Genomic DNA, 21,637 nt, shown 5'->3' with positions numbered 1-21,637 from the left:
GAGCGTCTCGGCGCGTCAGCCGGTGATCGCGGGAAGCGTCTCCCAGCCGCGGACGGTGGAGGTGCGGGCCTGGCGGGCGTTCGGCCAGTCGATCTCCCAGTCCGGGAAGCGGCGCAGCACCTCGTCGAGGGCGACGCGGCCTTCGAGACGGGCGAGCGCGGCGCCGAGGCAGTGGTGGATGCCGTAGCCGAAGGTGAGGTGCCGGCCGACGTCGCGGTGGATGTCGAAGCGGTCGGGCTCGGGGAAACGGCGCTCGTCGCGGTTGGCCGAGCCGTTCAGCAGCAGCATGATGCTGCCCTCGGGGACCGTCTGGCCGTGGTGGGAGACGTCGCGCGCGACGTAGCGGGCCTGGACGGGGGAGGGGGACTCGTAACGGAGGAGTTCCTCGATGGCGTTCGGGATGAGCGACCGGTCGGCGACCAGCTCGCGGCGCGCCTCGGGGTTCTCGGCGAGCACCTTGCCGGTCCAGCCGATCAGCCTGGTGGTCGTCTCGTTGCCCGCGCCGGCCAGCAACATGACGTAGGTGATGACCTCCTCGCGGGTCAGTGTGCGGGTCGTGCCGTTCTCGTCCTCGAACTCGGTGGTCAGCAGCTCGGTCATCAGGTCGTCCGACGGGTTCTTGGCCCGCCAGTCGATGTACTCGCCGTACATCTCCATGCTGGCCATGAAGCTGTCGGGGGGCACCAGGTCGGTGCCGTCGCCGGTGAGCCGCAGGCCCTCGTCGATCCGGTCCCGCAGGGCCTCCTGGTCGTCCTCGGGAATGCCGAGCAGGTAGCCGATGGTGCGCATCGGCATCTGCGCGCCCAGGTCCCGGATGAAGTCGAAGCGGCCCGCGCCGACGAGCGGGTCGAGGCTGCGCGCGCAGAACTCCCGGACCTTCGGCTCGAGCGCGAGCATCTTCTTCGGGGTGAAGACCCGGGCCAGGAGGCTCCGGTGGACCGTGTGGATCGGTGGGTCCTCGAACAGGATATTGCCCGGCGGAAGCTCGATGTTGGCCTTGATGAGCTCCAGGACCGAGCCCCGGCCCGAGCGGTAGGTGTGCCAGTCCGCGAGCGCCGGCTCGACGTCGGGGAACCGGCTCAGCGCGAAGAAGTCGAACTTGTCGTTGCGGTAGAGCGGCGCCTCGTCGCGCAACCGTCGCCACGTCGGGTACGGGTCGGCGTCGATCTCGGCGTCGTAGGGGTCGTAGTACACGTCGCTCGGGCTCGTCACCGTCATGCTCGGCTCCTTCTCGCGGCCGTGATCGTGAGGAGAATCATGCGTCGTCTCGCCTCCGGCTGTCGCGGTTCCCGCGTGGCCCGGCCGGGATGGTGACCGCGGGTGTCCGCCGGATCGCCGGGTCCGCCAGTCTCCGCCGGTTCTGGCCGCCGGCGGAGACTGGCGGAGACCGGCGGTCAGCCCTGCGGATTGACGAGCGTCTGGGTCTCGAGGTAGGCCTCGAGACCCTCCATGCCCATCTCGCGGCCGATTCCGGACTGCTTGAACCCGCCGAAGGGGTTGCGGAGCTCGACGACGGTGCCCGAGTTGATCGCGAGAACGCCGGTGCGGACGCGCCTGCCGACGGCGGTCCCGCGGGCGGGGTCGCCGGTCCAGACGGAGCCGGACAGTCCGTAGTTCGAGTCGTTGGCGATGCGGACGGCCTCGTCCTCGCCGTCGTACGGGATCACCGACAGAACCGGACCGAAGATCTCCTCCTGGGCGATGCGCATCCGGTTGTCCACGTCGGCGAACAGCGTCGGCTCGACGTACCAGCCCCGGTCCAGCTCGGCGGGCCGCCCGCCGCCCTGGACGAGCCGGGCGCCCTCGCCCGTGCCGGCCTGGATGAGGCCCTCGACGCGGGTGCGCTGCCGTTCGGCCACGAGCGGGCCGACGAGGGTCTGCGGGTCGGCGGGGTCGCCGACCTTCGCGGTGGCGACCAGGTCGGCGAGGCCGTCGACGACCTCGCGGTAGCGGTTGCGGGGCGCGAGGACGCGGGTCTGCGCCGCGCACACCTGCCCGGTGTTCATGAACGCCGCCGGCAGCAGCGCGGGCAGGGCCGTGCCCAGGTCGGCGTCGTCGAGGATGATCGCGGCCGACTTGCCACCGAGCTCCAGGGTGCAGCGCTTCAGCTGCTCGCCGCAGATCGCGCCGATCTTGCGGCCGACCGCGGTGCTGCCGGTGAACGAGACCTTGTCGAGGCCTGGGTGGCGCACGAGGAGCTCGCTCATCTCGCGGTCCGCGGTGATGATGTTGATGACGCCTGGCGGCAGACCGACGGACTCGAGGACCTCGGCGAGCAGGTAGCCGGTCAGCGGTGTCTCCGGCGCCGACTTGACGACCATCGTCGATCCGGAGGCCAGGCTCGCCCCGATCTTCATCGCGATCAGGAACAGCGGCACATTCCACGGCACGATGCCCGCGCACACCCCGACCGGGGCCTTGACGACGGTCGCCGGGGCCAGCAGGCCGGGGCGCTCCTGCTCGAACGGGAAGGTGTCGAGCAGGTCGGCGTAGCCGTCGAGGACCATGGCGGCGGCCAGCGTGTTGCCCAGCAGCGCGAAGGTGGAGGGGGCGCCCATCTCCGCGGTCACCGTGTCGGAGAACTCCTGCGCGCGCGCCTGGATCGCGGCGCTGATCGCCCGGATCACGGCGGCCCGCTCGGCGGGGGAGGAGCGCGGCCATGGGCCGTCGTCGAACGCCGTGCGCGCCGCGGCCACCGCGCGGTCGATGTCGGTCCCGTCCGCCTCGGGGACGGTCGCGATGACCTGCTCGGTGTGCGGCGAGACGACGTCGATGGTGCGGGCACTCGCCGGCGCCACCCAGGCGCCGCCGATGAACAACCGGTCCTTGACGACCGGCGAGGTGACCGGTGGCGCGCTTGCCGAGGGCAGTAACGACATGAGACGACTCCGCCAGGTAGGAACGTCGAAGACTTCGCCAGGGGGTTTGGCCGGTAGGTGGCGTGGATTCAGGCCCGGGCTGGCGCTGGTCGGCTCGCGACCGCCGTGAACGGTGCCGAGAGTCGGCGTCCGGCGAGCAGCCGGCCATCGCCGCTCGTTCCACGTTGGCTACGAGTCGTGGCTGGCAGCGTTTCATGACGCACTGCGCGAAGCAACAGTCGCATTATGCGAACACCTGAGGCCGGTTCTCAGCCCTGCCAGCGGGCCGGTGGGCGGCCCTGGGTGCTGGCCGTCAGGGTCTCGGCGGCCGCGCGGACGCGCTCCCCGAGGTCGATGACCTCGGCGCCGGTCCGCACGGGCGCGTAGTGCTGGTCGGAGGCGCAGATCGCCGCCAGCACGACGACGACCTCACCGCGCGCGTCGAACACGGGGGCGCTGACCGTGGTCGCGCGGTAGGTACCGGCCAGATCGATCGTCGCGGGAAGCGCGTCCGCGAGGCCGAACGTCCGGTGGACCTCGCCCAGGATCCGGCGCAGCGCCGCGGCGTGCTCGGCGCCGCGCTGATCCTCGCCGAGCTCCGCGGCCAGCAGGTCGAGGCGTTCGCGCAGGTGCCGGTCCACCTCGACCGACCAGCCGCGCGCCCGCACCCCGGCGAGGCTCGGCGTGATCTGCGCCAGCGCGTCGCCCGGCCGGTCGGAACCCAGTCGGTCGAGCCACTGCTCGACCGCGGTGGGATCGTCGGACCAGGCGACGCAGACCGATCCGATCGGCGGCTGCAACGGGAACCGGTCGCCCAGCCGCAGGTGACGGTAGGCCGCCCCCAGGCTGCCCGCCGCGCCGCCGCCGTTCGCCGCGGGCTGGGGCGGGGCTCCGATCTCGCCGATGAGCAGTTCGTCCCGCTCACCGGGAATGGCGCCCGTGACCAGCGCGAGGCAGGTCAGCCCGGTCACCGCGGCGAGGCCGCGGACCACCGGGCGGGCGGCGTCGATGACGGCGTGGCCGCGGGCCGCGGCCCGCCCGGCGGCGACCAGCGCCGGGCCGAGCCGGTACGTGTGCCGGTCCGGGTGGCGCAGGAGCCAGCCGCGCCGGGCCAGCGTCACGACCATCGGGTGGATCGTCGTCTTGCTGAGGCCGAGCGCTCGCGCGATCTCGGCCAGCGTGGCGCCGTCGACCGGACGGGTGGCGAGGAGGTCCACCAGGTCGAGTAGCCGATCTGTCTGCGGTGAGGGTCTGCTGCTCATGATGCGGCGACCGTAGCTCAGCCGCCTGGGCGGTTCGCATGATGCTTCCCTGCCTTCGCACAGTGCGGACCCGGGCGACGATCCGTTGCGACTGCCCGCCGGCCGCCGCTAAGGTCACGAGGTCGAAGTCGATGTCGACATAGACCTCGGTCGGGAGGCTGGGCTACCCCGGCGGCCGAGTTGACCTCCGCGGAGGCGGTGGTCGTCGCGTGCGCGGGCTCCCGCGCGGGACTATGGCGGGACCTTGGCGGACCATGAATGTCGGCGTCATGAACGTCGGCGTTCGGGGTGGCTGTCGGCGGATTGCGGAGGTGGGCGGCCGTGACGACCGTGGGGAATCTGCTGCGCGAGCGGGCGGACAGCGATGCCGTCGCGCTGCTGTTCGGGGACGAGCGCTGGACCTACCGACAGCTGGTCGAGGAGGCGTACCGCCGCGCGTCGGTGTTCGAGTCGTTACGCGACGACGACCGTCCGCCGCACATCGGCGTCCTGCTCGACAACGTGCCCGACTACCTGTTCTGGCTGGGCGCGGCGGCGCTCTCGGGTTCGGTCGTCGTCGGTGTCAACGCCACCTATCGAGGCGAGGCGCTGGCGCAGCTGGTGCGGCACACCGACTGCCAGCTCCTGGTCACCTCGGCCGGCTACCGGCCGCTGCTGGAAGGCGCGGACACGGGCGTCGCCGCGGAGCGGACGCTGCTCGTCGACAGCGACGAATACGCCACCCGGCTCGCCGCCGCGCCGTCGGCGCCGTCCGCGGTGCCTGAGCGGCCGGCCGCCGCCGCCGACGACCTGTTCCTTCTGATCTTCACATCCGGTTCGACGGGGTTGCCGAAGGCGGTGCGCTGCACCCAGGGCCGGTTCGCCCGGACTGGTGCCCACGTCGCGCGGATCGCCGGGCTCGGTGCCGCCGGTGCCGCCGGTGCTGCCGGCGGTGCTAGTGCCGGTGGCGGTGCCGGGGACGGCGTGGCCGTGGGTGACGTGGTGTACGCGCCGCTGCCGTTCTTCCATTCCAGCTCGCTGTTCACGGGCTGGTCGTCGGCTCTCAACGCCGGTATCCCGATCGCGACCCGGGCGAGGTTCTCCGCGTCGGGCACGCTGCCGGACATCCGCCGCCACGGCGCGACGATGCTCACCTACACCGGCAAGGTGCTGAACTACATCCTCGCCACCCCCGAGCGTCACGACGACGCGGACAGCCCCTTGCGGCTCGCGATCGGCAACGAGGCGTCGACCCGGGACATCCGCGAGTTCGCCCGCCGGTTCGGCTGCTCGGTCCGGGACAGCTACGGCTCCACCGAGGGCATCATCATCATCCGTCGCGACCCCTCGATGCCCGAGAACGCGCTGGGCACGGCCGACCCTTCGGTCCGGGTGCTCGACCCGGAGACGGGCGCGGAATGCCCGGCGGTGGTCCTCGACGCGGCCGGGCGGCCGGCGAACCTGGACGAGGCGGTCGGTGAGATCGTCGAGACCGCACCCACCTCGGGGTTCGAGGGCTACTACAACAACGAGAACGCCACCCGGGCCCGGTTCCGGGGCGGTGCCTACTGGTCCGGCGACCTCGCCTACCGCGACGCGGACGGCTGGCTGTACTTCGCGGGACGGTCGAACGAGTGGCTGCGCGTCGACGGGGAGAACTTCGCCGCGGCGCCGGTGGAGGCGATCCTCGCCCGCCATCCCGAGGTCCGCTCGGTCGCGGTCTACGCCGTGCCCGACGACCCGGTGGGGGACCGGGTGATGGCGGCGCTCGAGCTACGCGGCGGAGCCGGCTTCGACCCGGCGGCGTTCGACGCGTTCCTCGCCGAGCAGCCCGACCTGGGGCCCAAGTGGGTGCCGGCCTTCGTCCGGGTGACCGGCGAGCTGCCGAAGCTGGCCAGCATGAAGATCGACAAGCGCCGCCTCCGCCGCGAGGCCTGGCGGTCCGGGCCGGTCGTGTGGCGCCCGGCCAAGGGCGAGCCCCTGCGCCCCCTCGACGACGCCGACCGGGCCCGGCTCGACCCGCTGCTGGGCTGAGGAGGCCAGCGCGGTTCCCGGCCACGTTCGCGCGGCCGATGCCTCGAAGATCGCCAGGACTGTATCCAAATCCGAACTGCGAGCCCTCGCCCGTTCGGATCCAAGTACAGATCTGACGATCAAGCCCGCGGCGCGGTGGTCATGAGCGGGCCGTGATCGGGTGGGGCTTGGGTGGAATGGTGTGAATGCGCTTTTACGGGGCGGTTTCGCCGATCGAGAACGTCATCAGGTCTCGACCGACGGTGACGCGCCCCGCATAGCCGCCCTTGCGCACGTCCGCGGCGAAGTTCTCCTCGGCCTCGGTGGTGTCCGGCGCGGGAATGAGGTGGGTCAGGACCAGATGGGGGATGCCGGCCCGTTCCGCCATCGCGCCCAGCGCCACCGTGTCGGCGTGGTACGAGAAGATGGTCTCGAAGGGCGTACCTCGGACGAAGTCGGCGAGGGCCGACGCGCGGCAGGCCTCGTGCACGACGAGGTCGGCGTCCCGGCAGAGGTCCTCGGCCTCGGTGCAGACCCTGGTGTCCCCGGAGATGACCACGCGTCCGTCGGGAGTATCGACGCGGTACGCGTCCGCCCCTTCCACGGGCTCGTGGTGCACGCCGACCGCGGCGACGGTGACCTTCCCGTCCCCGCTGGTCCAGACGATCTCCGGCCGGTCGCCGACGGCGAACGCGTGCACCGTCACCTCGGGCGGCGACGCCTGTACGTGCTTCTGCCTTACCTCGATGTCGTCCGCGTAGGGCGTGAGCATGGTCCGCGCGAAGCGCGCCGTGGCGCCCTCGGGGGCGACGACGTCGAGCGGGCCCGCCGGGAACGCGTGGCTTTGTACCCACCGGGCCATGGCGAGATCGGGTAGTCCCACCACGTGGTCACTGTGCACGTGCGTGAGGAGGACGGCGGACAGCGCGTGTGGGTGGACACCCGCCTCCGCCAGCCGCAGCGTCGTCGACCGGCCCGCGTCGAACTGCAGGACCGTCTCGCCGGAACGCACCAGGACCCCCGCCCCGGCCCTTCCCGGCGCCGGGAAGGGCACGCCGGTGCCCGTCAAGGTCACGGTCGTGGTCACGTCCACCTTCTCAATCTTGCCAGGCGGGGAAGCAAACAATATCCCCCCGGCCCGGCCCGGCCCGGCCGCGGTCATGGGTCGTCAGGCGAGGAGGTCGACACGGCTCGTCGATGGCTGGCGATGGGGACGTTTGAGAGGTGGGCGGGACGCTCACGTTCCAGGCGAGACCTCAGCCATCCACCCAGGGAGGGGATGCACCATGGCGCACGACCTCGACAACCTGAAGATCGCGATCCTGGTCGCGGACGGCGTCGAGCGGGTGGAGCTCGACCAGCCCCGCGGGGCGTTGCTGGGTGCCGGCGCGACCACCGAGATCGTCTCGATCCATCCCGGCGAGATCGAGGCTCGACAGTTCGACTCCGTGCCCGCGGGGACGTTTCCCGTCGACCGGCTGATCGCCGACGCGTCCGTCGAGGACTACGACGCCCTGTTCCTGCCGGGCGGGATGACCAATCCCGATCGTCTGCGCATGAACGGCGACGCGGTCGGCTTCGTCAGGGCGTTCACCGCGAGTGGCAAGCCCATCGCGGCGATCTGCCACGGCCCCTGGATGCTGGTCGAGGCGGATGTCGTGCGCGGGCGCAGGGTCACGTCGTGGCCGAGCATCCGGACCGACCTGCGCAACGCCGGGGCGCAGGTCGTCGACGAGGAGGTCGTCGTCGACGGGCAGTTCACCACCAGCCGTTCGCCGGCCGACCTGCCGGCCTTCTGCCGGGCGATCGTCGAGCAGTTCGCCCGGTCCCGCGTGTCGGGGTAGGTGCCGCCCTCGCCGGCGTTCGCTCGTCAGCTCGCCGGTGGTAGATCGCCACCAACGTGTCGCCCGTGTCGCCATGTCGTCGCGGTCGCGGATCCGGTTACACCGCGACCGCGACGACACGTCCGCGGCGATCAGGAGCGATGTTTCCCGGATCGGACACTTGCCAGTTACAGCACATGTGTCCATTATCTCGCGTGTGACGTTCAGCCTCCCGCCGGCGGTTCCCGTTCGGGACCGTCGGGCACGCCGCTCGCGGTCCGCGCTGCTTCGGGCGGCGGCCGACCTGGTGGGGGAGCGCGGCACGGCAGCCGTGCCGATCTCCGACATCGCCGACGCGGCGGACGTGAGCCGGCAGGTGCTGTACCAGCAGTTCGGCGACCGTGACGCGCTCCTCCTCGAGGCCGCGCTGGATCTCGCGCGCCGGGACCTGATGCCGCGGCTCGGGGATCCCGCGGCAGCGGTGCCCGGCCGTGCCCGATCGCTGGCGGTGGCCCGACACTTCGCGGAGTACCGCGGCTTCTACCGGGCGTTGATGTCGGGCTCGATCGCGTTCGCCCTGGGAAAGGCGATGACAGGCCTTCTCGTGCCCTTCCACCGGCAGCTCTTCCAGGAGGCGTTCAGCGGGAGCCTCGACGCGCGGACGGCGAATGATCTCGCGACGTGTCTCGCCGGTGGCGGGCACGCCCTGGTCTGTGCCTGGGTGATCGACGGCGAGGATCCGCTCGACCCGGAGGAGTTCGCCGACCGGATCACCCGGATGGTGTCCGTTCTCGTCCACGCGCTTGTCGCGGCGCACGCCCCCGGCAGCGAGCCGGGCCTTCTCACATCCGGCCAACTAGGCGAGAGGACCATCCGATGACCGCGGGCAGCACCGACGCGTCCCGGCGCACCGCCGAGCCTGAGGGCGAACCTGAGGTACGTACCGCCCGCGGGAGGTTACGCGGCCGTTGGGAGAACGGGTTGGCCGTCTTCCGCGGTATCCCGTTCGCGCTGCCACCCGTGGGCGACGCGCGGTTCGCCGCACCACGCCCGGTGCCCCCGTGGGAGGGGGCGCGGGAGGCGTTCGCCTTCGGCCCGCCGCCGCCGCAGGACGCCGGGATTCCCGGGAGAACCGGTGTCGTGGACACGTCGGCGGGGGAGGACTGGCTGACGGTCAACGTCTGGTCGCCGGACCCGGATCCGGCGGCCCGCCGCCCGGTACTGGTGTGGGTCTACGGCGGGGCGTTCAAGGTTGGCCAGGCGGGAAGTCCCGGCTACGACGCGAGCCACATCGCCCAGGAGGGCGACGTCGTCGTGGTCTCCTTCAACTACCGCCTGGGCGTCGAGGGGTTCGCGCGGATCGCCGGGGCGCCGGCCAACCGTGGGCTGCTCGACCAGGTGGCGGCGCTGGAATGGGTGCGCTACAGCATCACGGCATTCGGCGGTGACCCGGACCGGGTCACGGTGTTCGGTGAGTCGGCGGGCGCCGGGTCCATTGCCGCCCTGCTGGCGATGCCCCGGGCCGAGGGTCTGTTTCGACGGGCGATCCTGCAGAGCCCGTCCGGCATCTTCTTCTCCGACGAGCTGGGCGGCGACATCGCGACAGCGATCGCGGCGGAGGCGGGCCGGCGGGCGACCGTCGAGGACCTGTCCGCCGTGGACCCCTACCGGCTGGTGGACGCGGGCGCCGTGGTGACGACCAAGATGCGCGAGCACGAGGACCGGTGGGGCGCGGTCGCCCACACCGTCACGCCCTACGCCCCGGTCGTCGACGGCGACGTGCTCCCCACCACGCCGTGGCGGGCGCTGCGGGCCGGCGCGGCGCGGGGGATCGGCCTGATCATCGGGCACAACCGCGACGAGTACCGGCTGTTCACCGCGCTCGCCGGGCAGCGTGGCCGCATCGGGGACGAGGACGCCGCGCTGACGCTGCGCACCTTCGGTCCGCCCCCCGACGCCGAGCGCGCCTACCGCGCGGCCTTTCCCGAGGCCTCGGCCGAGTACCTGCACGAGCTCGTCCAGTCCGACTGGCTGTTCCGCATGCCCGCGCTGCACCTCGCCGACGCGCAGACCGCCGGCGGTGGTCGCGCCCACCTCTATGAGCTGACCTGGGCCACCCCCGGCGCCGGGGGCGTGCTGGGCGCCTGCCACGGCCTCGACGGCCCGCTGGTGTTCGGTACCTTCGACGCCCACCTGGGCCCGCTGCTCCTCGGTCCCGAGCCGTCCGACGAGGCCAGGGCACTCGCGGCCCGCATCCGGGGCGCCTGGACCGCCTTCGCCACCACCGGTGACCCGGGCTGGCCCGCCTACGACACCGAGCGACGACTAACCCAGGTCTTCGACGCGAACCCGACCGTGACCGCGTACCCGGAGGACTCGTCCCGACGGCTTTGGCAGGACCACGTCTTCGGCACGCTTCCCTTGCACGCCTCCTGACGGGGCGCAGCCCAACCTGAAACCCCGCTTCGCCGCTCCACCGGAGCGCCGTGTTCTCCGTATCCGCGCAGTGCCCGTCAACGTAGTGCCCATCGACACAGGCAGGGAACATGACGCTTATAAATGGACTGACCGGTCGTTTGAGGGCTGGACGGCCGCACCCGGCGGCAGCGGCCCTGCCAGCGCACACCGGCCCGAGGCGGGCCTTACGGTCACGGTTCGCCGGCACCGCCGTCCTGGCCGCGGGTCTGGCCTTCGTCTCCGCCTGCGGCGGCGGCTCGGACGTCCCCGAAGGCGCCGCGACGCCGGCGGCGAGCGGCTCCGCGAGCGCCGCGGACCCCCTCGGCCCGGTCGACAAGGCGACCGGCGCGCCCGTCAAGATCGGCATGATCATCGACGGCGCCACCCCCGTGCTGGACTCACGGCCCGTCGGTCTGGTGGCCGAGGCGACCGTCAAGTACCTCAACGAGCACAAGGCCGGGATCGGCGGCCGGCCCATCGAGCTGACCGTCTGTGAGACCCAGGGCGACCCGTCCAAGGCCACGGACTGCGGCAACCAGATGATCCAGAATGGTGCCGTCGCCGTCCTCATCGGCACCTCCGGCGTCGTCGACGACGCCTGGAAGCCCCTGGGCGAGGCCAAGATCCCTGTCATGCTCTACGGCTCGAGCGACCCGGCACTGCTGGCGAGCCCGACGACCTTCTCGCTGGGCAACCCGACCTTCCCCGTCATCGACCTGCCGATCCAGGTGGCCAAGGACGAGGGCAACAAGAAGGTCAGCGCCGTCGTGATCGACGTTCCGGCCGCGCTCCACTCGGCGCAGGAGGTCGCGCCGCCGCTGTTCGAGAAGGCCGGCATCGGCTACGAGCTGATCCGCGTGGCGCCGGGTACCGCCGACATGACGCCCCAGATGCAGCAGGTCATCTCGAACAAGTCCGATGAGGTCTTCATCATCGGCAACGACTCGTTCTGCATCAGCGCCATGCAGGGCCTCAAGGCCGTCGGCTTCACCGGCACCATCAGCGCCATCTCGCAGTGCGTCACCGACGCGACCCGCAAGTCGGTGCCCGGTAGCACGCTGAAGGGCATGGTCGTCAGCGCCACCGCGCCGGTCGGCCCGGACAGCCCGTCGATGCGCCTGTACCAGAAGGTCGTCGACACCTACGGCACGGACATCGACACCAGCGTCCAGGACAGCATGATCGCGTTCATGCTGACCACGGGCCTCCAGGTGGCGACGCAGGGCATCTCCGGGGACATCACCCCGGCGACCGTCGCCTCGACGATCAAGGCGATGAAGGAGACGGAGCTGCCCGGCGGCGCCGGGCTGAAGTTCCGCTGCAACGGCAAGGCCGACCCGGCCAACCCGGCCGTCTGCGTCCTCGGTGGCCTCATCACCACCCTGGACGACAAGGGCCAGCCCGCCGCGTACAAGGTCCTCGGCAACACCCCGATCGCCGACTGACAGCTCGACTCAGGCCTGTCTCTCAGGCCCGTCCCGCGCCTGTGCGCAGGTCGGCCTCGAGGCCGGCGAGGAGGCACTCGATGGTGTAGCGGTAGAGAGCGGCGCGGCTGGCGTCGGGATCTTCGGCCCAACCCCGTAGCCACGGCTGCATGGTGGCCCAGCCCGCGCCCGCGCCCGGCGGCGCGGGTGCGGACCGCAGGGCGATCGCGGCGTCGCCGCGGCCGTGCCCGGCGAGCGCGCGGTCGTCGTCGAGGGCGACCAGCAGCATGGCGCTGTTGAGCAGGGTGGCGTAGGCGAGCGGGGCTCGGTCGCCGAACCCGGCGGCGGCGAGCAGGCCGATGCCCCGATCCATGATCGGGAAGGCGGATGGCACGGTGGCGCCGTCCCGGCACAGCCGGCGGGCGACCCCGACGTAGCGGCCGACGATGTCGCGGCCGGGGAAGAGGAACGCCCGGAACCAGTCCTGCCAGCCGAGGTCGACGGGCGGGTTCGGCATCATCGCCACGACCCGCTCGACGACGGCGTCGAGGATCGCCTCCCGGTCGCCGACGTGGTACGCGATCGTGTTCGGCCAGACCTTGAGGGCCTGGGCGAGGTCGCGGATGGTCCAGCCGTCCAGGCCACGTTCCCGGCTCAGCTCCAACGCGGCGTCGATCACCAGGCCCGGGGTGAGCCTGGGCCTGGTGCCGACGTCCGTTCCTCGACCGCGTTCCGCCACGGATGTCACGGTCCCACACCCGGCCAGGGCCGGACCTGATGTGCGACGGCTTAGTCTCCGCCGATGGCCGCCCCCGTGGTGACGCGGGTGTGGAGATGCCAGCCCGCGGCGCGCTGGCGTTGCCGCCAGAACGCGGCGTAGCGGCCGTCGCTCGCCAGCAACTCGGTGTGGGTGCCGCGCTCGGCGACGCGGCCGCCGTCCAGGACCAGGATCTGGTCGGCGTGGGCGACGGTGGTGAGCCGGTGGGCGACGACGAACACCGTGCGGGCCAGGGTGAGCGCGGCCAGCGCGGCGGTGATCGCGGCCTCGTTCTCCGGGTCGACGGCGGCGGTGGCCTCGTCGAGCAGCACGATCGGGGCGTCCTTGAGCAGGGCGCGGGCGATCGAGACCCGTTGGCGCTCGCCGCCGGACAGCGAGGTGCCGCCCTCGCCGACCTGGGTCTCCCAGCCGTCGGGCAGCCGGTCGACGATCTCGTCGACGCGGGCGAGCCGGGCCGCCTCGCGCAGCTCGGCGTCGGTGGCGTCGGGGCGGGCCAGCCGGATGTTGTCGGCGATGCTGCCCTCGAACAGATAGACGTCCTGGAACACCGGCGCGATCAGGGTGCCGCGCTGCTCCGCGGTCAGCGCGCGCAGATCCACGCCGCCGACGCGGATGCCGCCGGCGTCGACGTCGAGGAACCGGGCCAGCAACCACAGCAGGGTGGTCTTGCCGGCCCCGGACGATCCCACGATCGCCGTCGTGGAGCCCGCCTCGGCGGTGAAGCTGATCCCGGACAGGACCGGGCGGTCGCGGTCATACCCGAAGCTCACGTCGTCGACGTCGACGCGGTGGCCGTCGACCTGGGTCGGATGGTCCGGCTCGGGCAGGGGAGCGGTCGCCAGGACCTCGTCGATGCGGGTGAGGCTCGCCCTGGCCGCGCGCAGCGTGCCGCCGTACTCGGCCGCGGCGGCCAGCGGTTCGGCGAACCGGGCCAGCAGCACCAGCAGGGCGACCAGTTCGGCCGTCCGGCCGCCGTCGTGCAGGGCCAGGGCCGTGCCGAGCAGGATGAGCGCGGTGAACACGAGCTGGATGGTGAGGGCGTTGCCGCCGAGCGCGGGCAGGGAACGGCCCAGCTGGCGGCGGCCGGCGGCGTGCTGCGCGCGCAGCGCGCCGTCGAGCTGGGCGTAGCCGTCGGCCGCCCGCCCGGCGCCGCGCAGCACCGGCTGCAGGCGGGCGAACTCGACGACCCGGTCGGCGGCCTCGACGCCGGTGGCGTGCAGCTGCTCGTCGACGCTGGCGGCGCGCCGGGCGGCCCAGGAGTACACGGCGAATACCAGAGGGACGGCGGCGAGCGCGCCCAGCCCCAGCCGCCAGTCGAGGATCAGGATGCCGGCGACGACGGTGAGCGGGGTGACCGCGGCCGAGACGATCGGCTGGAACATGTGCGCGGGCAGTCCCATGATGTCGACGACGCCCTTGCTGGTCAGCTGTCCGACGCCGCCGACCCTGCTGCCGCTGAACCAGCCGATCGGCAGGTCGGCCAGATGGTCGCCCAGCCGGTGGTGCAGGGTGCGCGCGAGCAGGTGCCCGAGCCGGAACCCCAGCTGCTGCTGGGCGTAGGAGACCAGCCAGCCGGTCACCACCACCGCGGCGAGGACCGCGAACCAGCGGGCGGCGCCGCCGGTGTCGCCGCGCAGCAGGTCGCGCAGCACAGGCACCAGCAGCACGTAGGCGACGCCCTGCAGCACGTTGTAGACGACGAGCGCGGCGAGATAGCGCAGGTAGTCGCCGCGGTGCCTGGTACCGAGGACCCTGCCGAGCTGCCGGATCACCGCGCCACCTCCGTGTCCGTCCTGCCGCCGTCGTTCGGTGTGTCCGTCGTCGTGATGTCCGCCGTCTGGGCCGCCCACAGCTGGGCGTAGCGGCCGCCGGCGGCGATCAGTTCCGGGTGTCGGCCGCGCTCGACGACCCGTCCGGTTTCGAGGACCAGGATCTGGTCGGCGGCGGTGATGCTGGCCAGGCGGTGCGCGATCACCAGCACCGTGCGCCCGGCGGCCACGGCGGACAGCGCGTCCTGGATCGCGGCCTCCGACTCGGGGTCCGCCCACGAGGTCGCCTCGTCGAGGACGAGGACGGGCGTGTCGGCCACCACGGCACGGGCGATCGTGACCCGCTGCGCCTCGCCGCCCGAGAGGTGGGCGTCCTCGCCGATCACCGAGTCGTAGCCGCGGGGGAGCGCGCTGATCACGTCGTGGACCTGGGCCGCGACGGCGGCCTCGACGACCCGTTCGCGGGTCGTTCCCGGCCGGGCCAGGGCGATGTTGTCGTGCACGCTGACGCGCAGCAGCCCGACCTCCTGCGTCACGAACCCGACCTGGCGGTACAGCAGCTCGCTGCCGACGTCCCGGACATCCACGCCGCCCAGCAGCACGGCGCCGGCGTCCGGATCGGCGAAGCGAGGGAGCAGGCCGGCGAGGGTCGACTTGCCCGCGCCGGACGGGCCGACGAGCGCCGTCACCGTGCCGGGTTCGAGTACCGCCTCCACACCGTCGAGCACGCGGACGCGGCCGTCGTAGCTGAACGACACTTCCCGCAGCTCGACCCGGTGGCCCGCGGGCTCGCGCGGCCGCTGCGGCTCGGTGACGATCGGGGTCGCCAGCAGGGAGCCGATGGCGGTGGCGGCGCCGCGGGCGAGCTGCAGCGCCGTGGCGGAGTGCTCCAGGTTCAGCAGCGGCCCGGCGAGCCCGATGCCCAGCACGACGAAGGGCACCACGTCGGCGGGGGCGCACCAGCCGGCCTGGGTGAACCCGATGCCGGCGCCGAGGATCACCAGCAGCATCGTCGGCCCGGAGACCGCGGCCATCGTGATCGCGAACGGCCGCAGCATCGGCTTCGTCCAGCCCTCGAAGGCGTCGGCGAACGCGTCGGTCTCGCGCAGGAACCGGGCGTGCGCCCGTCGCGCCTGCCCGAACGCCTTCACCACGGCGATGCCACGGACGAACTCGACTGCGGCGGCGTTGATGCGCCCGAGCGCCGTGACGTAGGTGGCCATCTGCGCGCCGTAGCCCTTCGTCATCCGCCCGTAGGAGAAGGCGAAGAACACCAGTGGCACCAGCGTGACCAGCGCGAGCCGCCAGTCCGCCCAGAACAGGTAGCCGAGCACCACCAGCGGCGTGACCGCGGCGCCGACGAAGTCGTTCACAGCGTGGGCGACCAGCGTGTGCAGCGCCGACACCTGGTCCTGCACCGCCGTCTTCACGACGCCGCTGGAGCGCTGGTCGAACCAGCCCAGCGGCGCCCGTCCCAGCCGGCGCGCCAGGCGGGTGCGCAGGTCGAACGTCAGGTCGTTGTCGGCGAGGTGGCTGATCGCCCCGGCCGCGCCGACCAGCGCGAAGCGGGCCACGAACGCGACGACCGCGACGAGCACGACCGTCCAGGCCCGGCTGTGGTCGACGGGGGTTCCTAGCAGGGTGCTGGCCAGCTCGCCGATGCACACGTACGGAACCACCGCGGCCACGGAGCCCGCCGCCTGGCACACCGCCGCGACGACCAGCCGCCCGCGGACCGGTGCCAGCAGGGCGCCCAGCGCCGCGGGCGGAGCGTCCGGCCCGACCGTCGCCGGTGGCGTCTCGGCCATCAGCCTTCCCCCTTCGTCTCGCGGGCGCCCGGGTGAGCACCCGCCCTTGTCGATCAACAAGTTGTAGGTTAGGTTAGCCTAACTGGACGCTGTCCAATAGACCTGCGAACGGTTTTCCTCCGCCGCACTCCGCCCGAAAGGGGCGCTATGTCCATCTCGGAGCCACCTGACACCGCCGTGGCGGGCCCGCACGCCAGCGAGCCCGAATCCGGGCCCGGGCCGGGCGTCAGCGAGGGCGCGCTCGCGCCCGTACCCGCGCGGGCCGGGCTCGTGCTCGCGGTCGTCTGCCTGTGCCAGCTGATGGTGGTGCTCGACATCTCGGTGGTGAACGTCGCGCTGCCGTCCATCCGCGCCGACCTGGGCTTCAGCGCGAGCGGCCTGCAGTGGGTGGTGAACGCCTACACGCTCACCTTTGGCGGGCTGCTGCTGCTCGGCGGCCGGCTCGCCGACCTGGCCGGCCAGCGCCGCGCGGCCGTCGCCGGGTTGGGCCTGTTCGGGCTCACGTCGCTGCTCGGTGGGCTGGCGCAGAACCCGTCGGAGCTCATCGCGGCACGCGCCGCGCAGGGCGTGTCCGGCGCGGTGCTGCTGCCGGTCAGCCTCACCGTCATCACCACCACGTTCACCGAGGGCGCGGCGCGGCACCGGGCGCTCGCGGTCTGGGGGGCCGTGGCGGGCGCCGGCAGCGCGGTCGGCGTCCTGCTGGGCGGTGTGCTCACCGAGTACCTGAACTGGCGGTGGGTCCTGTTCGTCAACGTCCCGATCGCCGCGGTCGCCATCCCGCTCGCCGCCGCGTGCATCGGCAACCTGCGCACGGCCCGCCGGCCCCGCCTGGACGTCGCCGGCGCGGTGCTGGCCACGGCCGCGATGGTGCTGCTGGTCTACGGGGTGGTACGCACCGACACCTACTCCTGGGGCTCGGCGCGGACGCTCGGCACGCTCGGGGCCGCGGCGGTGCTCGCGGTGGCGTTCGTGCTCGTCGAGCGACGGGTCGCCGCGCCGCTGGTCCGGCTGGGGATCCTGCGGTCCCGGTCGCTGTCGGTGGCCTGCGTCGTCATCTTCCTCGTCGCCTGCGGCCAGTTCGGCGCCTTCTACTTCGCCTCGCTGTACCTGCAGGGCGTGCTCGCCTACAGCCCGCTGCGAACGGGGCTCGCGTTCGTGCCCTTCGCCCTGGGCGTGATCGCCGGCACGATCGTGGCCGCGCGCCTGATGGCCCGGGTTGGTCCGCGTCCGCCGCTGGTCGGCGGGCTGGCGCTGGGCGCGGTCGGGATGGGCTGGTTCGGCTGGGTCAGCCCGGACGGTGGCTTCGCCACGGACCTGCTCGGCCCCTCCCTGGTCACCTCGGTGGGCCTCGGGCTGTGCATGGTCACCAACACCGCCGCCGGCACCACCGGCGTCGCGCGCGAGGAGGCCGGACTTGCCTCGGGCCTGCTGAACGCCGCCCGCCAGTGCGGGGGAAGCATCGGCCTGGCGGTGCTCGTCACGGTCGCGGCCACCGTCACCCGCCACCAGGCCGACCCGGCCAGCGCCGCCGCGGTCACCACCGGCTACGACCGCGCCTTCCTCATCGCCGGCATCCTCATCGGCATCGCCGCGCTGGCGGCGTTCACGCTGCTGCCGTCCCGGCCCCGCGACCGGGCCGCCGCCGACCGGCCCGCCGGTGCCCCGACCAGGACTTCCGGATGACGAGCCTATTAGGTTAGGCTTCCCTAATCAGCCAGTTCGGTCGGAGGTGGGGCATCGTGGCGGGGATCCGACAGGAGATCCGGCGCATCACTCGGGACGGATCCTCGCGGGTCGCCTGTGTCGTCAGGGTCGAGTCGGTGGTCGCGTTGTCTCCCGGCTTCGCCAGGGTCACGGTCAGCGGCGACGGTCTCGACGGGTACCGCGAGGTCCTGCCCGCCGACGCGTTCAAGGCCATGCTGCCCCCGGACGGCCTGTCCAGCGTCGGAGAACCCGAATGGGACGTCAACGGCTTCCCCCGTTGGCCGTCCATGAGCAGCCCCCCGGTCCCGCGCGCGTTCACCGTCCGGCGGTTCGACCCCGCGGCCCGGCGCATCGAGTTCGACGCCATGCTGCACGCGGGCGGCGTCGTCCGACGCTGGCTGGACCGGGCGCGGCCCGGCGCGACCTTCGGCCTCATCGGGATGCGGCGCGACTTCTATCCCGGGGACGGGGTGACCCGCCACCTGATCGCCGCCGACTCGAGCGCGCTTCCCGCGGTGGCGGCCATCGTCGAGTCGCTCGGCCCGCACGTCGAGGCGACGGTCTACCTCGCAGTCGACGACGAGGCCGACGCGGCGCTCGTGCCCGCGCGGGACGACGTCCGGGTCGAGATCGTGCCCGGTGGTTCCCCCGCTGGCACGGGCTCGCCGCTGGAGCGGGCGGTGCGCGCGGGCGAGCGGCCGGGCGGGCGCGTGCAGGCCTGGCTCGCCGCGGAGGCGGGCGTGGTCAGGGCGCTGCGCCGCTGGGCGCTCGCGGATCTCGCGGTCTCGATCGACGACCTGCATGCCACGGCCTACTGGAAGGCGGGACTGGACAGCGACGCCCGCGACGAGGCGGACCTCGTCCGGTACGAGTCGGAGCTGGCGACCGGTGCCGACCCGACCGATCCGGGCGTCCGCGAGCGCGTCGAGCTCGAGGTCTGAGCCGTCGGCGGCGCGGCGCGACCGACGGGCCGGGCCGGCACCATGAGAAGCAGTTCAGGCGGCTGGGGAGGCCGAGCCGGCCGGCGCCGCCTGGGCGCGCCAGTACCCGCAGAAGGAGACGTCCTCCTTCGGGATGGCGCGCTCGGTCACGAGGAACCGGCGCAGGCCCGTGACCATCGCGGACTCGCCGACGACGAACGCGTAGGGGCGTCCCTTCGGCGGGTCCAGCGCGGTGACGGCCGCCCGCGCGAGTGCGCCCGGCCGCGCGTGCGGGTCGTCGCGGCTGAGCCAGTGCAGGTTCACCCCGACCGGCGCGTCGATCTCCTGGGCGTCGTCCGGCCCGGGAATCTCGAGGAACGCCTCACCCCGCGCGTCGCGCGGAAGGGACTCGCAGATACCCGCGACGGCTGGCAGGCCGCTCTCGTCGCAGACGAGCAGGGCCCAGTCGGTCTCGGGCGCGGGGGTGTACATGATCCCTTCGTCGACGAGCGCCACCTGATCGCCGGGACGGGCACGCTCGGCCCAGGCCGAGGCCACCCCGCCCTCGTGGGTCATCACATCGATATCCAGCTCCGCCGACTCGGTCCGGAACGCGCGCACCGTGTAGTTGCGCATCACCGGCCGCGTGGCCTTCGGTATCGACAGGTACTGCACGTAGCCCGACAGGCCGGCGCGGCCCGGCCGGCGGAGCTCATGCTGGCCCTCCTGCGGGATGTACAGCCGGAACCACTGGTCGAACCCCATCGGCTGGAACCGGCGCAGGTCCTCGCCGCTGACGGTGATCCGGACGGCATGCGGGGTGATCCGCTGGGCCTTCACCACCTCCGCGCCCAGGACCTCCCGCTCCGCCGGCTTCTTCAACCTGCTGTGGCTGGCCATCGAGTGTGGCCTCTCCTCCCGTGAGATCCGGCGCGCCCAGGCGCACGGACCGTGGCGTAACCAGCCAAAATGTGGCTACTTTGGTTTGGTTAGGTTAACCTAAGTCACCTCGGCTGGATATGGGAGGTGCGGTGAGAACAGGGTTCATCGGGCTCGGCACGATGGGGCGGCCCATGGCCAGGCGGCTGCTGGCCGCGGGGCACGAGCTGGCGTGCGCGTCCAGGTCTCCCGGGCCCGTGCGGGAGCTCGCCGCGCTCGGGGCCGTGCCGCTGCCGACCGCCGCCGACGTCGTGGCGTGGTCGGAGATCACCTTCCTGTGCCTGCCGGACGACGAGGCGGTCCGCTCGGTCGTCGGGGAATGCCTGCCGGTCGCGCGCGGCCGCACGATCGTCGACCACTCGACCGTCGGCCCCGACACCGAGACGCGGCTGGGCCGGCTCGTCCGCGAGGCCGGCGGCCACTACCTCGACGCGCCGGTCTCGGGCGGGCCACAGGGCGCCGAGGCGGGCACCCTCGCGGTCATGGTCGGCGGCGACGCGGGCGTGTTCGAGACCGTGCGACCGGTCATCGACGCCTACGCCGGCTACGTCGCGCTCGCGGGCGACGTCGGCGCCGGCCAGGTCGTCAAGCTCTGCAACCAGGTGCTGGTGTGCGCCCAGCTGCTCACCCTGGCCGAGTGCGCCGAGCTGGCCCAGCGCTCTGGGGTGAGCCCACAGGCACTGCATGACGCGCTCGGCCACTCCACCGGCGACAGTTTCATCGCCCGCTCCCGTTTCCCGGTGCCGGGGGTCGCGCCGCACAGCCCGGCCTCGAACGACTGGCGGCCCGACTTCACCACCGCCCTGATGCACAAGGACATCGACCTTGCCTGGGCGCACGGCAACCGGGTCGGCGCCCCGCCCCTGTCGGCGCTGCGCGTCCTGGACCTGCTGACGGAGAACCTCCTGTCCGGCAACGCCGGGCTCGACTTCTCCTCCTTCGCGGCCCTGGTTCCGGCCCGTCCCAGGCAGGAGACGCACTGACTGCCGCTGACCGCCCCGCTGACCACGCCGCCGGCCACCCCACCGGCCGTTGATCGCTGATCATCGCTCGTTGCAGACCGCCGCTGACCCGCGCTGACCCGCGCTGACCCGCGCTGACCGCCGCTGACCAGCGTGTTCCCGGCGCGCCCGGAGGTCGCCGCTGCGCGCGGCCACTGCCAGTCCGATCTCGATGGAGGACATCAGACATGCCCGCCCAACCCGTGTCCGCCGGCACGGCGACCGCCGAGTCCGGCGAGGACACCCTGCTGCCCCGGCTGCGGGCGACCGGCCTCTCGCCCGAGGTTCTCGCGGTTCCGGCCCCGCCCCTGGCCGAGATGCCGGCGCCGTTCTCGGTGCGGTTCGCCGACCCCGACGCCGACGCCGAGCTGGTCTCGGAGTGGATGAGCCGCGACCTGCTCATCCACACCTGGAACTCCGCCTGGCCGGCGCAACGCTGGGGGCGCTACCTGCGGGCACAACTGGACAGCGACTTCTCCCGGCCGCTGATGCTGAGCTACGAGGACACAACGGTCGGCTACCTGGAGCTGTACCGGGCCTCCCGCGACACCATCTCCACCTTCTACGACGCCGATCCCTGGGACCTGGGACTGCACGCAGCCGTCGTGGTGCGCTCGGCCATGCCCGCCCGCGGCATCGCCTACGGGCTGCGCGGCATCGTCGAGGGCGCGTTCCGGGCCGAGCCGCGGTGCCGCCGGGTCATGTTCGAGCCCGACCACCGCAACACCCCCGCGCGGCTGGTCTGCGAGCGGGCCGGCTGCCAGAAGCTCGGCCTGCACGACATGCCCACCCGCACGATCGCGCTCTACGCCTGGCCACGCGACCAGAAGGACACGCCCCCCGCCTACCAACGCGTCGGGGCGGCCGCGGCCGCCGACTGACCCGCGCGGGCCCGCCGCCAC

At 72.8% G+C, this 21,637-nt stretch carries 17 protein-coding genes; 9 read left to right on the top strand and 8 right to left on the bottom strand.

From position 1 onward, the window contains the following. Positions 1-15: 15 nt before the first annotated feature. The 3 genes from FRCN3DRAFT_RS0221985 to FRCN3DRAFT_RS0221975 form a co-directional block, all read right to left on the bottom strand. Positions 16-1,218 (bottom strand): cytochrome P450, encoded by a 1,203-nt coding sequence (locus FRCN3DRAFT_RS0221985; protein WP_007509207.1) that lies wholly within the window; start codon positions 1,216-1,218, stop codon positions 16-18. A gap of 176 nt (positions 1,219-1,394) precedes the next feature. Then, positions 1,395-2,879, bottom strand: a complete 1,485-nt coding sequence (locus tag FRCN3DRAFT_RS0221980) for an aldehyde dehydrogenase (RefSeq protein ID WP_007509209.1) — start codon at positions 2,877-2,879, stop codon at positions 1,395-1,397. 248 nt (positions 2,880-3,127) lie between these two features. Beyond that, on the bottom strand, positions 3,128-4,120 hold the full coding sequence (locus FRCN3DRAFT_RS0221975) for a helix-turn-helix domain-containing protein (protein WP_007509210.1): 993 nt from the start codon (positions 4,118-4,120) through the stop codon (positions 3,128-3,130). 321 nt (positions 4,121-4,441) lie between these two features. On the opposite strand from FRCN3DRAFT_RS0221975, the gene FRCN3DRAFT_RS0221970 reads away from it, so the two are divergent. Continuing rightward, entirely contained in the window at positions 4,442-6,133 is a 1,692-nt protein-coding gene (locus FRCN3DRAFT_RS0221970; RefSeq protein ID WP_007509212.1) for an AMP-binding protein, read from the top strand. Between the two features lie 193 nt (positions 6,134-6,326). Here FRCN3DRAFT_RS0221970 and FRCN3DRAFT_RS0221965 read toward each other — a convergent pair whose 3' ends face one another. After that, a complete protein-coding gene (locus tag FRCN3DRAFT_RS0221965; RefSeq protein WP_027140828.1) occupies positions 6,327-7,199 on the bottom strand; it encodes an MBL fold metallo-hydrolase in 873 nt (290 codons plus the stop codon). A gap of 199 nt (positions 7,200-7,398) precedes the next feature. On the opposite strand from FRCN3DRAFT_RS0221965, the gene FRCN3DRAFT_RS0221960 reads away from it, so the two are divergent. The 4 genes from FRCN3DRAFT_RS0221960 to FRCN3DRAFT_RS0221945 all read left to right on the top strand — a co-directional run bounded on the left by FRCN3DRAFT_RS0221960 (position 7,399) and on the right by FRCN3DRAFT_RS0221945 (position 11,837). Continuing rightward, the gene (locus FRCN3DRAFT_RS0221960) at positions 7,399-7,956 is read left to right on the top strand and encodes a type 1 glutamine amidotransferase domain-containing protein (RefSeq protein WP_007509216.1); all 558 of its coding nucleotides are present in this window, start codon (positions 7,399-7,401) and stop codon (positions 7,954-7,956) included. A 196-nt stretch (positions 7,957-8,152) separates the two neighbouring features. Further along, a complete protein-coding gene (locus tag FRCN3DRAFT_RS45660) occupies positions 8,153-8,815 on the top strand; it encodes a TetR/AcrR family transcriptional regulator (RefSeq protein ID WP_051467082.1) in 663 nt (220 codons plus the stop codon). After that, positions 8,812-10,371 (top strand): carboxylesterase/lipase family protein, encoded by a 1,560-nt coding sequence (locus FRCN3DRAFT_RS0221950; protein WP_007509219.1) that lies wholly within the window; start codon positions 8,812-8,814, stop codon positions 10,369-10,371. Before FRCN3DRAFT_RS45660 ends, FRCN3DRAFT_RS0221950 begins: the two co-directional genes overlap by 4 nt. A 110-nt stretch (positions 10,372-10,481) precedes the next feature. After that, positions 10,482-11,837 (top strand): ABC transporter substrate-binding protein, encoded by a 1,356-nt coding sequence (locus tag FRCN3DRAFT_RS0221945; RefSeq protein ID WP_007509221.1) that lies wholly within the window; start codon positions 10,482-10,484, stop codon positions 11,835-11,837. Positions 11,838-11,859: 22 nt separating this feature from the next. Here FRCN3DRAFT_RS0221945 and FRCN3DRAFT_RS0221940 read toward each other — a convergent pair whose 3' ends face one another. Genes FRCN3DRAFT_RS0221940 through FRCN3DRAFT_RS0221930 form a run of 3 tightly spaced genes read right to left on the bottom strand, consistent with a single transcriptional unit; the run spans position 11,860 to position 16,171 of the window. Further along, complete coding sequence (locus tag FRCN3DRAFT_RS0221940) at positions 11,860-12,555, bottom strand: TetR family transcriptional regulator (RefSeq protein WP_007509223.1); 696 nt, start codon at positions 12,553-12,555, stop codon at positions 11,860-11,862. A 50-nt stretch (positions 12,556-12,605) separates the two neighbouring features. Next, positions 12,606-14,366 carry an ABC transporter ATP-binding protein gene (locus FRCN3DRAFT_RS0221935; RefSeq protein WP_007509224.1) on the bottom strand — a complete coding sequence of 587 codons (1,761 nt, stop codon included), beginning with the start codon at positions 14,364-14,366 and terminating at the stop codon, positions 12,606-12,608. Further along, entirely contained in the window at positions 14,363-16,171 is a 1,809-nt protein-coding gene (locus FRCN3DRAFT_RS0221930; protein ID WP_007509226.1) for an ABC transporter ATP-binding protein, read from the bottom strand. Before FRCN3DRAFT_RS0221930 ends, FRCN3DRAFT_RS0221935 begins: the two co-directional genes overlap by 4 nt. Positions 16,172-16,318: 147 nt before the next feature. Between FRCN3DRAFT_RS0221930 and FRCN3DRAFT_RS0221925 the strand changes: the two genes are divergently transcribed. Continuing rightward, positions 16,319-17,854: an MFS transporter gene (locus FRCN3DRAFT_RS0221925; protein WP_007509228.1), complete on the top strand. Its 1,536-nt coding sequence runs from the start codon at positions 16,319-16,321 to the stop codon at positions 17,852-17,854. Between the two features lie 56 nt (positions 17,855-17,910). Further along, positions 17,911-18,816, top strand: coding sequence for a siderophore-interacting protein (locus FRCN3DRAFT_RS0221920; protein ID WP_007509230.1), 906 nt, complete (start codon positions 17,911-17,913; stop codon positions 18,814-18,816). A gap of 54 nt (positions 18,817-18,870) precedes the next feature. Here the strand turns inward: FRCN3DRAFT_RS0221920 and FRCN3DRAFT_RS0221915 are convergent, their stop codons facing one another. Next, positions 18,871-19,695 carry a siderophore-interacting protein gene (locus tag FRCN3DRAFT_RS0221915; protein WP_007509232.1) on the bottom strand — a complete coding sequence of 275 codons (825 nt, stop codon included), beginning with the start codon at positions 19,693-19,695 and terminating at the stop codon, positions 18,871-18,873. Positions 19,696-19,826: 131 nt separating this feature from the next. Here FRCN3DRAFT_RS0221915 and FRCN3DRAFT_RS45655 point away from each other — a divergent pair, with 131 nt between their 5' ends. Then, positions 19,827-20,717, top strand: coding sequence for an NAD(P)-dependent oxidoreductase (locus FRCN3DRAFT_RS45655; protein WP_007509234.1), 891 nt, complete (start codon positions 19,827-19,829; stop codon positions 20,715-20,717). A 206-nt stretch (positions 20,718-20,923) separates the two neighbouring features. Continuing rightward, positions 20,924-21,616, top strand: a complete 693-nt coding sequence (locus FRCN3DRAFT_RS0221905; RefSeq protein ID WP_007509236.1) for a GNAT family N-acetyltransferase — start codon at positions 20,924-20,926, stop codon at positions 21,614-21,616. Positions 21,617-21,637 lie beyond the last annotated feature (21 nt).

Source organism: Pseudofrankia saprophytica, from assembly GCF_000235425.2.
Classification (GTDB): domain Bacteria; phylum Actinomycetota; class Actinomycetes; order Frankiales; family Frankiaceae; genus Pseudofrankia; species Pseudofrankia saprophytica.
Note: the sequence above shows the minus strand (reverse complement) of the source record. Positions and strands in the feature narration are given on the sequence as shown.